At 51.5% G+C, this 11853-nt stretch carries 10 protein-coding genes; all 10 read left to right on the plus strand.

Annotated features, from left to right (window positions below):
• Positions 1 to 4: 4 nt before the first annotated feature.
• The 10 genes from HMPREF9720_RS01340 (at position 5) to HMPREF9720_RS01385 (ending at position 11839) form a co-directional block, all read left to right on the plus strand.
• The gene (locus HMPREF9720_RS01340) at positions 5 to 4276 is read left to right on the plus strand and encodes a phage tail tape measure protein (RefSeq protein WP_009596363.1); all 4272 of its coding nucleotides are present in this window, start codon (positions 5 to 7) and stop codon (positions 4274 to 4276) included.
• The gene (locus HMPREF9720_RS01345; RefSeq protein WP_009596400.1) at positions 4273 to 6054 is read left to right on the plus strand and encodes a hypothetical protein; all 1782 of its coding nucleotides are present in this window, start codon (positions 4273 to 4275) and stop codon (positions 6052 to 6054) included. The genes HMPREF9720_RS01340 and HMPREF9720_RS01345 overlap by 4 nt, the downstream gene beginning before the upstream one ends.
• 58 nt (positions 6055 to 6112) lie before the next feature.
• A complete protein-coding gene (locus tag HMPREF9720_RS01350) occupies positions 6113 to 7261 on the plus strand; it encodes a hypothetical protein (RefSeq protein ID WP_018696653.1) in 1149 nt (382 codons plus the stop codon).
• A gap of 54 nt (positions 7262 to 7315) precedes the next feature.
• Positions 7316 to 8116 carry a hypothetical protein gene (locus HMPREF9720_RS01355; RefSeq protein WP_009596319.1) on the plus strand — a complete coding sequence of 267 codons (801 nt, stop codon included), beginning with the start codon at positions 7316 to 7318 and terminating at the stop codon, positions 8114 to 8116.
• Positions 8117 to 8128: 12 nt separating this feature from the next.
• Positions 8129 to 9241, plus strand: coding sequence for a hypothetical protein (locus tag HMPREF9720_RS01360; protein ID WP_009596428.1), 1113 nt, complete (start codon positions 8129 to 8131; stop codon positions 9239 to 9241).
• A 4-nt stretch (positions 9242 to 9245) separates the two neighbouring features.
• Entirely contained in the window at positions 9246 to 9851 is a 606-nt protein-coding gene (locus HMPREF9720_RS01365; protein WP_229100491.1) for a gp53-like domain-containing protein, read from the plus strand.
• 13 nt (positions 9852 to 9864) lie between these two features.
• Positions 9865 to 10197: a hypothetical protein gene (locus tag HMPREF9720_RS01370; protein WP_009596358.1), complete on the plus strand. Its 333-nt coding sequence runs from the start codon at positions 9865 to 9867 to the stop codon at positions 10195 to 10197.
• Positions 10194 to 10841: a hypothetical protein gene (locus HMPREF9720_RS01375; RefSeq protein WP_139022438.1), complete on the plus strand. Its 648-nt coding sequence runs from the start codon at positions 10194 to 10196 to the stop codon at positions 10839 to 10841. Before HMPREF9720_RS01370 ends, HMPREF9720_RS01375 begins: the two co-directional genes overlap by 4 nt.
• 206 nt (positions 10842 to 11047) lie before the next feature.
• Positions 11048 to 11602, plus strand: a complete 555-nt coding sequence (locus HMPREF9720_RS01380; protein WP_009596322.1) for a phage holin family protein — start codon at positions 11048 to 11050, stop codon at positions 11600 to 11602.
• 24 nt (positions 11603 to 11626) lie between these two features.
• Entirely contained in the window at positions 11627 to 11839 is a 213-nt protein-coding gene (locus HMPREF9720_RS01385) for a hypothetical protein (protein WP_009596374.1), read from the plus strand.
• Positions 11840 to 11853 lie beyond the last annotated feature (14 nt).

The following is an 11853-nucleotide window of genomic DNA, read 5'->3' on the forward strand; positions in this document are numbered from 1 at the left end:
GAATATGGGAAAAGCAATTCGGGATGAAGATTTAAGACTCAACATCATTGTAAATGGTGACGAATCCCAAAAACGGATCGGAGATTTAAGCCGACAAACAAGAGATCTCGCGAACGCAAATTTCGAGCTTCGGCAGGAACAGCGTCGACTTAAAGCCGAAGGGAAAGAGAATACCGAATTATATCGGCAAAATGCAGCTGAAATCAAGAAAAATGCTGCGATCATCAAGTCCAACAAAGAGCAAATGCAGCAGCTTCGCTCCGAGATGAAGCTGGACACTCTGACCATCTCTGATCTGACACAAGAACAAAGGCGTCTACGCGCTGTTTTCAACAATGCGATTCCGGGCACAACGGAATGGGAAAAATATCGGGCTGAATTAAAGCAGGTCGATGCCCGCATCAAGACGCTCAAAGGATCAGCACGCGACACGGGGAACGTCGTGCAACGGATGGCCGGCGGGTTCAGCAAGTTCTTCGGCGCGATCACGGCCGGATTCGCCTCAATGTCGTTTGCAGTCATGGGCACCAAGAAAGCCCGTGCCGCCTTTCTGGAGTATGACGAAGCTCTGACCGATGCCCAGAAGACCACTTCAACAACAAAAACGGAGATCCGCGAAGTATCGGAAGAACTGAAGAAGATAGACACCCGCACACCCCTAAACTCACTGCTCGACATAGTACGCGTGGCGGGTAAACTCGGTATCGAAGGAAAGCAAAATCTGATCGAATTCGCCCGTGCCGGAGATAAAATCGGGGTCGCCCTCGGCCGAGACCTCGGCGGCAATGCCGAAGCCGCCATCCAGCAGATCGGAAAACTCGTCGATATTTTCCACCTCCGAGAACAATACGGCATCGAGCAGAGTATGCTCAAGGTCGGCTCGGCAATCAACGAAATCGGCATGGCCTCCACGGCGGCCGAGGGTTTTGTCGTTGACTTCGCAAAAAGGGCGGCCGGTACGGCGCCGAACGTAAATATCTCGATTCAGTCCGTCCTCGGTCTCGCCGGCACCCTTGACAAATTGGGGCAGCAGGCCGAAACGGCAGGCACCTCCTACGGGCAGGTGATTACCGCCATGTACAAGCGGACAGAGGTCTTTGCCAAAATTGCCAAGATGAGCCTCGGCGAATTTCAGAAGCTCATGGGCGAAGATATGAACGAGGCATTTATCCGCGTTTTGGAGGGTATGGGCAAGTCTGGACAAGGCATGCAGTCGATCGTAAACGCCCTGAACTCGATGAAACTCGACGGGCAACGTAGCGTGCAGGTCTTGGGCGTTCTGGCGGCCAATACCGACGAGCTGCGTCGGCAGCAGGAAATCGCCAATCATGCATTCGAAACCGGCACATCTGTCATCGAAGAGTTCAACACCAAAAACGAAAGTGCCACGGCCCAATACGAAAAGCAAAAGAAAGCGCTCCATGAACAGGCCGTACTCCTCGGCGAAACACTGAATCCGGCATTCACCTCGACAACCTCGATCACCGTAACCTTTCTGAAGGCGCTGACGGGTCTTGTGAAATTCTTATACCAGACAAAAGGAGCGATTATCCCAATCGTTGCGGCCGTCGCAGCCTACAAAACCATAATGTTTGCTGCACACAAGGCGATGGTGATTTACCGAGCAGCTCATATTGCGTATATCGCCATTACGAAGCAGGCAACGCTGGTAACACAGGTATTCAACAGCGTCGTCAAGGCCGGGCCGTGGGGTTGGATTGCGACAGCAATTTCAGTCGCCATCGGTGCGGTAACTCTGTTCAGCGACAAGATTTTCAAAACCCACGAGCAGGTCAGGAACATGGCCGCCGAAGCCGCGGTCGAAATCGACAACGAGAAACGGAAGCTCAACGAATTGCAGGACGCAGCGACCCGCGCAGCCTCCGGGAGCCGCGAACGGGCCGAAGCGATCATGATCATCAACGAGAGGTACGGCAAGTACCTTCCGAAGCTGCTCACCGAGAAAAGCACCAACGAGGATATCGCCATCGCGCTTCAGTCGGTAAACACCGAATTGGAAAAGAACATCAAGCTCAAATTCCGGCAGCAGGAAGCGGAACGCATCGCCGGAGATGAGATGACAGCCATGAAAAAGGCGATCGCCGAAATCACGACCAAGTATAAAGAATGGGGCGACGAATCGTCGCTCACCGCCGATAAGCAGAGATTGATCGCCGCCGCAGTTGTCGATTTCACGGGTAAGATAAAAGCGGCCGGAAACGATTCTGCAAAACAAAGTCAGGCAGTTTCCGACCTCAATATGGAATTACGAAATCTGGGGCTGAACCTCACCGGATCGGCATGGAATCCTGCAGGCCGAAATATCGCCTTACAAGAAATCACCACAGAATTACGCAATACCGTGACCGAAGGCCAGCAGGCTCTCTCGATGCTGGACACTCTCTACGGTAAGTTCGCCACCCCTCTCAATCTGAACACCACCACGACCACAAATACAACGCCCACCGCCCCGGACGATACAGGCAAATGGTCGCTCGAAAAAGACAAAGAGTTCCTGACCGCGAAACTGAAACTCAAGGAGAAATATCAGAACGGGGAAATCGTATCCGCGTCCCAATTCAACGAAGAGCTGCTGAAACTGGAAATTGCGGCATTGGAAAAACGCCTTGCGAAAAATATCGATGAAGGGGCTACGCGGCTCAAAATCCAGAACCAACTCGCAGACAAACGACTTGAGCAGAAGAAGGCGGCCGCAGCCAAAGAAGAGGAGATAAACAAACTTCTCCAGCAATCGGAAACCGATCGGATCAAGCGGGAGAACGCCGACTACGAACTGAAGAAAAAGAGGTACGCAGGCAACGCCGCGGCATTGGAAGCTCTGGAGAAAGCCCACCAGCGCAACATCACCAAAATTCGGCTCGACGAGATCGACGATCGACTAAAGCGGGAAGAGGAGACCTATGAGCTGCAAAAGAAACAGCTCAAGAACCGTCACAAGCAGGAACTCCTCGACTTCCACGGCTCGGCCGCTGAACGCAAACAGCTACGGAAAGCCCAAGCGGAAGAAGAGTCCCGATTGGAACTCGAACACCTGACTCAACTCTCTGCGCAACTTAAAACGCTTATCGAGTCCGGAATGTTCGACGGCATCCAACTCGACACACAACTTCTCTCGGCTCAAGAGAAGCAGAATCTCGTCAATCGTTTCGAAGATGTCAGGACAGCGATCATCGGCGTATTGGAAGTTCTCGGCGACGGGCAGCAGAAAACATTCTCTTTTGCCGGCAACGACCCAACGTTCATGGGCCTACCACAATCGGACTGGATGCAATTTTTTGACGTGCTGAAGAACGGGGCTGCTTCTACCGAAGAAGCGTTGCAAGCAGTACATGCCGCCATGACAGCGATTGGCGCAGCTACGGAAACGGCGCTGCAGGTATATACTACCTACGACAATATGATGACCAAAAAGGAAAACGCAGAATTAAAGAAATATCAGAAAAATCAGGATAAGAAGAAAAAAGCCAACGAGAAGCGTGTCAAAGCAGGACTGATGACCGAAGAGCAAGCACAAGCAGAGGAGGAGCGAATGGCCGCAGATCTCGAAGCCAAACAAGAAGAGATGCAAATCAAACAGGCGAAGCGCCAGAAGGCCATGAACATCACCTCCGCCATCATCAATACGGCAACTGGTGTCACGAAAACACTGGCTGAATGGGGATGGCCTCTGGGTGCGATCTTTGCCGCTATCGTCGGTGCTATGGGAGCCGCACAAATCGCTATGATTGCATCAACCCCAATAACGACTGGCGCCGAAGAGGGTGGTCAGGTCATCGAGCGGATGCAGGACGGCAAAAAATTCAACGCCCGTTATTCTCCGGATAAACGAGGCTTCATCTCATCGCCGACGGTGCTGGTATCGGAAAACGGGAAGGAGTATGTCGTTCCAGCGGCCGCAATGGATAACCCCTCGTTGATTCCCGTACTGAACACGATCGAAGCGGCCCGCCGACAGGGGACACTCGGCAGCTTCGATTTCAATGCCGTATACCGGCAAAATACACCGGTACCCGGATTCGTATCCGGTGGCCCAACAGGAGATATCCCGTCATTCGACACAACAGACACGGGGCTTTCCTCTTTGGACGCAGGCACGGCCGGCAAATTCATCGCGGCCGTCGATCGTCTATGCGACGTGCTGAAGAATCCGATTCTTGCCTACGTGACAATGCTGGGCGAGAACGGAATCGTTGCGAAAATGAAAGAGTACAACCGCACGCGGGAACGTGGGCAAATTGGAGGCAAAAAACGATGATACAATTCCGATCCGAGGGCATAATCCTCGATGTACAGCCTGATCAGGATGTGACATTTACACTGGACAATCCAATCTTTGAAGATGACAGGGTGCCAGTGGCCGTTTCCACGAATGTTGAATTCAAACTGTCGCCTAAAAACTGCAAATTTTTCGGATTCACACCCGGCATCCGGCGGCGGCCGTCACGCAAGACTGCCGCCTGCGAGGCGTTATTCAATGGCATAGTCGCATTTCAGGGTGAACTGAAATATGACGACTACTCCGATAAGTCCTTACAATACTCATTCGTCGGGGCTGAATTCGACCACATCGTCACAGGAAAGCTGACCGACATCCCATTCTCCGGATTTGAGGACATCAAATTCTCAACGATGGTAGAAAACGCCCGTAAAGGACTATATGACGAGTTCGGCCTGCCCCAGATTATGCGCAAGGCAATGAGCGCCTCGATCGAGTATGTGACGTCGGGGCCGACGAAAGCAGAATGCTCAACGGTCGATAAATATGCGAACTGGCTTTACACCACCCGGCCTTATGTTGTCCCAGCGATCAAAGTACGTTATATCCTCGATAAAATCCTTCCGGAGTTAGAGCTGGGGGAACCGGAACTCGAAAAACTCCTCAATATGTTAGCGATCCTCGGACTTTACAAAAGTTCCGAATACGACAACCGATACGGGGTAAAAGATACATCGCCCGGTGCCCGGCCGGGGTTATATCCTACCCAATGTACGCTCGATCTTGCCGACTCGATGCCGGACATGGACTTGAGCGATTTTCTTATCAGTCTACTCAAAATACCTTGCTGCACGTTGTTTTTTTCCGGGAAAAAGTATTTCCTGATGAGTAACAAGTCGATTCTCGCAAGCAATAAATTTGTAGACTGGACGGCCAAAGTCAGCGACAATTATTCGCTCCCCGCCTATGAAAAGAAAGGCTATACCCTCGCATTCCGTAACGAGGATGACAACTACACCAAGTCCTACGAAGAGGATTTGGGCCAAGAGCCAACTGATGAGATTATCGAAAGCTATTCTCTGCAGGACATCATCAACAAATACAGGGTGTCTCCCGACTATAAAAATATCAGACTGGCCCAAACCGGGGATATCTATTCAGGTAAGAAAATCGACGCTCTGCTCTATTATTCAGGACGCGGTGCCGCATGGAACAAATATACGACACCAATAGCCACTCTGGATATCGTACATCAAGCCGGGTTTACGAAAATGGAACCGGCTGCCGACTCGGAAGATCAGAACTACGACTGTTCGATCGACTTCACATGTCCGAAATGCGTTCCTTTGGCCGTATACCCGTCAAAGCAAATACATGCTGACGGATCGATCGAAGAAGCAATTGGACTGAACGCCATAACTCCTATTGTAGATTTTCCCACCGCAGGCGGCAATCGCCCGTCAGAAGTGTATATCGGCTTGCTGATCAAAAATAATTTTTCGGATAAAGGATATTATTTCGAGGGCGGTATTCCCGATCTTTCTGCTGGCAGCGAAGACCGAAGCGAGTACTCCCTTGCAATTGGAGGGGAAAATGGTTTGTACAACAGATTCCATAAACCCTACGCGGAGTGGCTGGCACGGGACAAAGAAATGCTTAAAGTCGATCTCAACCTGACCGCATCAGATATTGCAAACCTACGCCTCTGGGTCAAAGTGTTGGTCTTCAACGTGCGTTATTTGATAAAAACCCTTGAAATAACCGGTAATACCACTCACGATATCCTTCACTCGAATGCGGAGTTGGTCGAAGTGTAATGTCCTTTCAGTCCGCGCGTCATGTAGATATTTTTGTCCGAGAATAGAAGCCGAGCCAATGGTAGATACCTTCGAAATAATCGAGAAGCCCGAAATTTGTCAGTTTTCTGAGAATTTGGGGAAAATGATCATCAGGAACAAAAATTCAAGCCTGACTTGTGTTTACATGACAGTAAGACTTGATGATGCAACTATATGTGACAAACTGACGCTTTATTACGATGCAGAGAGTTTGATAACGATCAACCTGCGGGACATCGTCCATACCCTGCTGGAATGTGAATTTCCACGACAAACCGGCGTTACCGACTTTACATATTTGTATATAACGCTGACCGACACGGCGACAACCAAAACATATCGTTTTCAGGTCATTGCCGGCGGGGTTGCAGCTCCTCGCAAAGTAGGGCTGGATTGGTGGGCCAGAAACTTTCTGACTTGGCAAGGGCAAATCGTCACCATGCCGGCATGGCAACCGCAATGGTTATCGGTGGTAAAACTCAATCGAGATCCACAATTTCTGCGAATCAAGTCGCGCCTATATACAGCCGAAGGAATCGAGCGCACACAGGACATTTTCACAGCATCCGAAGAAGGCATCGTCCGGATCAACGTTTCGTTCGAGCTACTCTGGCGTAATATCTGCGTTTCGGAAGAACTGACACCGATTGCATACGACATCTACGGATTGGGAGCGAACTCCGTCTCTGAACCCGATACGGCAGGTGCAAAGAACTACCCTTTCGCCCAGCGATATATTTTGCGGTCGGGCAACTTTCGAGACCGCTGTTTCTTATTCCAAAACTCGCTCGGCGGATTCGACACGATAATCGCATCCGGACTTTCGACATTACTTCCAGAAGGCGAGGTCGACACGTTCATCAATCAAGGCCGCGAAGCGGAATTAAGCAACGATTACACATCAATCTGGCAGCAAAACACAGGTTACATCAGTTCGAGCAGCATAGCCCGGCAATGGCAGGAGTTTCTGCACTCCAGCAATCGCTACCTATACGCAGACGGGGAGTGGAAACAAATAATCGTCACGGAGTACGAAGTCAAACACAAAGAGGCCGCCCTAAACAGCTACACCTTCAAATACCATTTGTCAGAAAAAGATGAAGCCAATTATTATGACCGGGCAGAACTTCCGGAACCTGAACTCCCGACCGATTTCTGGCAAATTCCATCAATACGGCGGGAATAAAGTTGTCCTTTCCGCAGCGACAGCAATCAAATATTTTTGCATAAAACAAGAACCATGACATCGTATAGACGCTGGAACATACTTACCGACCTTACCTACATAGAAACATTCTATGAACGGCAAAGTGACGGTACTCTTGTAAAAGCGGCAATTCCGGACGCGGGAATCGATTTCACCATCGACTATTTTACAGATGGAGCAACCCACTTCAAAGCGTCCCGCATTGACGGAGTTTACAAAGACTGCCGTCAGGTTGATGAATACTCGCTCGAAGTATTCATCCCGTTATCGCGCAGGCGCATGTGCAAAGGAGAGCTTCGCCGGGAACTCACCTTGACAATCCCCGATGATAATTTTTTAAATCAGATAAAAAGCATATGCTTCCCCGCCAAAACAGGGCTATTCCTTTGGTTTGGCCCATCAGACAATTTTAAGCAGACAGCCTACGGAGAGGCGATAATTGCCACGATAATCAATGCCTCATACGATATTATCGACCTCACGAGTTCTGCATATCCTGCCACCTGCCTCAAGATTATGGAAAAGCTCGAAAAAGGCATTACGGCGAATATCTACATAAAAGAAAGGGCGGAACTCCCCCAACAATCTATTATTCAAGTTCAAAAAGCAGACGGGGGCTATCAATTATTTACAGGAATATTCGAAACATCGGAGGAAGACGGAACAATCAAAATTTACCAAATCTACTATCTGGTAAATAGAACCGACGGCGTTGTAACAAGGAAACGATACGATAGATTCCCCGCAGTGGCATCCGCGGGCGACTACATCAAAAAAAACGACCGCCTGATCCTCGGCGGATACAGCCCGGCCGACCTGAAGAGCAACAGTTAAATACACAATATCATGGCAGAAAATCAAACTTTAGCGGTATTGCAGGAAATCCTGCTCAAATCCCGCATCAAATTCGTAACGGGCACCGAAGCCGAATGGACGGCAGCGAATCCCGTCCTGCTCGACGGCGAGTACGGACTTATCCGGGGTAGTTCGCCACTGAAATACAAGGTCGGCGACGGCACGAAGACATGGTCGGCGCTCGGCTGGGGCAATGTCACCTCTCTTGCCCAGCTCACGGCCGACGCAACGCATCGGCTCGTGACCGATGCCGAAAAAACAGGGTGGAATGAGAAAGCGGACGTGTTTACATTCAACTACGAAGGCTACCTGAACCCGCCGACCGGAGGACTCAACCCGCAGGGACAAGTCGCAAAAAACATCGTCGCGGCGATCAATGCGAATAAAAAATGCGTTGTGGTCGCACAAAATGTCACCGTGCAGGAGATCGAAGATTCTATAAGCGGTTTCGTTTCCATCACCGAGGTTTCCGCATCGGCCGTTACCGGATTGATCGATACTATCCGCATGGCCTCGGACGACAGCGGTCGCACGGTATTCCTCGCTACTGCTTCCATCACGTTCAAGTCCGACGGCACCGTGACGACGGCGGCAGTCCCTTACACCGGGCGTATCGTCATGGAAGATGCCCTGCCCGAATACAGCACGGAGAAAGCTCCGACGGTTAGCGGGTTCGCCGCGACCTACTACCTCACGCGGAACGGCAGCCGTATCGGCGTGCCGATCAACATCCCGCTCGATCAGGTGCTGCGCGGATCATCCATCAAGACCGTGGTGACGGCCAATTCGCCTTACTCCGGGGCCAAGGTCGGCGACAAGTACATCGAGTTCCTCTTCCAGAACAACAACACCCCGCAGTACCTGCCCGTGCAGGATCTCGTCGATGTCTACACGGGCGACGACCAGTATATCCAAGTGACGGAGTCGAACGTAATCAAGCTCAACTACTCCGTGCTGTCGTTGAAACTGGCGGCCGACTTGAAGAAGTCATACGACAACTTTTACGACCCGAAGGGTGCCGGAGAGGCAGCGGCAAAAGCGGCCATCGACGAGTTCAAGGCGAGTACGTTCGTCATTCAGTGTACCATCCCCGGAATGAACTGACGCTATGGCAGCTACTGAAAAGATAACCGGGCGGGTTCAATTCCCGATGTTTACGGCGGCCGCACTGGCCGCCGCAAATCCGGTGCTTCTCAAAGGCGAAGTCGTGTACGAATCCGACACACGCAGGCGGAAAATCGGCGACGGTGTTACCGCATGGAAGTCTCTCCCCTACGAGTCGGATGGTGAAATGGCAGGCAGTATTCACGCTTCACAGATCACTACGGACGCAACGCACCGTTTCGTGACCGACAGCGAGAAAAAGACGTGGGGCGATAAGGCCGCCAAAGACCTGTCGAACGTAACGCTGACAAAAGCGCTCTCATCCAACGGTTACTACAAAGCACCGGACGGGCTGATGTTTCAATGGGGGATATCCCCCGGCGGGGCGTATCAGTACTATTTCAGTCCTGCATTCATCGCAAAGCCGTTCGGATGCTTTCTGACGGCTTATTACGGCAACGGCAACGTTATCACAGCCGCGTCGTATGTGGAACTGACCGCCCAATATTTACGCTACCAATCGCGCTGGGCGAACCTCACCGACAAGAACGGAGGTCTCGCATCCTCTACCGAAACCGTCCATTGGCTGGTGATCGGACGCTGGAAATAAAATACAGGAAGCTATGAAATACTGGAAGCAAGGATTTTATGACGAACCCGTCGAGGGCGGTGTAGAGATCACCGACGAGAGGTGGTTGGAACTGATCGACGGGCAGGCAGCAGGTATGCTGATTACCGAGGATGAGCAGGGCAGCCCTGTTTTAACGGAATATGTCAATAGCGTCCCGGTGCCGACCTACGAACAGCGGGTGCAGCAAAGCATCCGAGAGCGGTATTCGGTCGACGACGAACTGGCGATACTCCGCCAGCGGGACACCAAGCCGGACGAGTTCGCGGCCTATTACGAATACGCCGAGCAATGCAAAGCGCAGGCAAAAAAGCAGATGCAATTATGATTGGAAGAATACAACACCCGAAATATACGGCAGCGGCGCTCAAAGCGGCCAATCCCTTACTACTCGATGGCGAGGTCGTCTACGAATCAGACACGGGTCGTCATAAGATCGGGGACGGAGTGAATAAGTGGACGGAATTACCCTATCCCATGAATGCCGAAGCCGTCCCGGCGGTTACGTGGAAAGTACAGGGCGGAATGCTCTGCGTAAAGCCTGCCACGGACTTGAAAAATCCGATTCTGAAGCAATGTTTCGTGGGCATCCTGCACTACAAAAACGCGAAGAAGCGATACCGCCGGAATCCTCAAACCGGGCAGACACAAAACCGTCCTCTGAATGCGGGGTTCAAGCTCGTACAGGACTCCTTCTCGCGGGATGAGGTAAACTGGACGTCAGTACGGATCAATCCCGTACCGTTCGACGCAACGAAGGTAAACGCCGCGGGCTGGATGCCGATAATTTCCGTTGCAGACCTCTTGGAAAGGTGGGTCGTGTGCATTGCCGACCGCGGTTTCGTGGGGGGGGGGGAAATTCGAGCTGCATCGCGGCACCAATATAGGCGACCGCGGCGGAAAGATGGAGGATTCCGGGAAGCGCAGGATGCAGGTTTCATTTTACGGAGGAGTAGTATTGTTTACGGGTAATCCTCAATACCGAACCGAGGGGGCACGCGCCTATTTCAGAGTAATAGCCCGAAACTACGATGAAACGGCAACGATAGTACATGTATAACTTTTTTGACGGGGTGTGACCGATAACAAATATTCCTTTGCGGGAGATGGTTGTATTATGACTCATTCACTGGGGATTTACTTAACCTTACTCGTCATTTTTTTGAAATTTCTGAACTATGATAGACCATATTTTCGCGGCGATACGTCCGCAGCTCATCATTCTCACGATCGTTTACCTGCTCGTACTGTTCGTGATTTTCCTCGACCTATGGGCAGGCATCCGGAAAGCCCGCAAACGCGGGGAGCTGCGTTCATCGCTCGGCTACCGCAAGACCGTCGAGAAGATCGCCAAGTATTTCAACCTGATTTTCGTGGTAACGGCCATCGACGCGGTGCAGATGCTGACCGTATGGCAGATCAACGAGCAGACCGGGAGCCGCCTGCCGCTGATTCCGATTCTGACGGTATTGGGGGCCATGTTCATCGGCTTCATCGAGCTGAAGAGCGTATATGAGAAGTCCGAGGATAAAGAAAAGGCCAAGATTGCGGATGCGGCGGCTGCGCTGGGTTCGGCGTTGAAGAACCGGGAGACGCAGGGCATCGTGGCCGCGGTGCTGGAGTACATGGAGAGGGCAGGTCGGCAGTCCGGCAGCCCCCGCGGCCCGGCCAGAAGCGAGCAAGCCCCCGGCCCCGAATTCATGCCGAACCCGGATATTTACGACGAAGAGTAAAAACCACTCAAACACCATACTACCATGAAAGCAAATTACACCCTTGAGAAAGTGGAAACAGAAGACGGTTTTGCCGCCACTTATCTCCTGATGTGCGACGGCTATCAGGTCGGCTCGGCAATCAATATCCCGGATATTGTAAAAGGAGCGAAAATTATCTCGGCAGCTGGTGGCCGCGAGGCGCTCGTGATCAATGTAAAAGGACGAATAGGAAGACCGCGGCATATAAAATTATAAAGGCGACCAAGATC

It is taken from the genome of Alistipes sp. HGB5 (genome assembly GCF_000183485.2).
Taxonomy (GTDB): Bacteria; Bacteroidota; Bacteroidia; order Bacteroidales; family Rikenellaceae; genus Alistipes; species Alistipes finegoldii.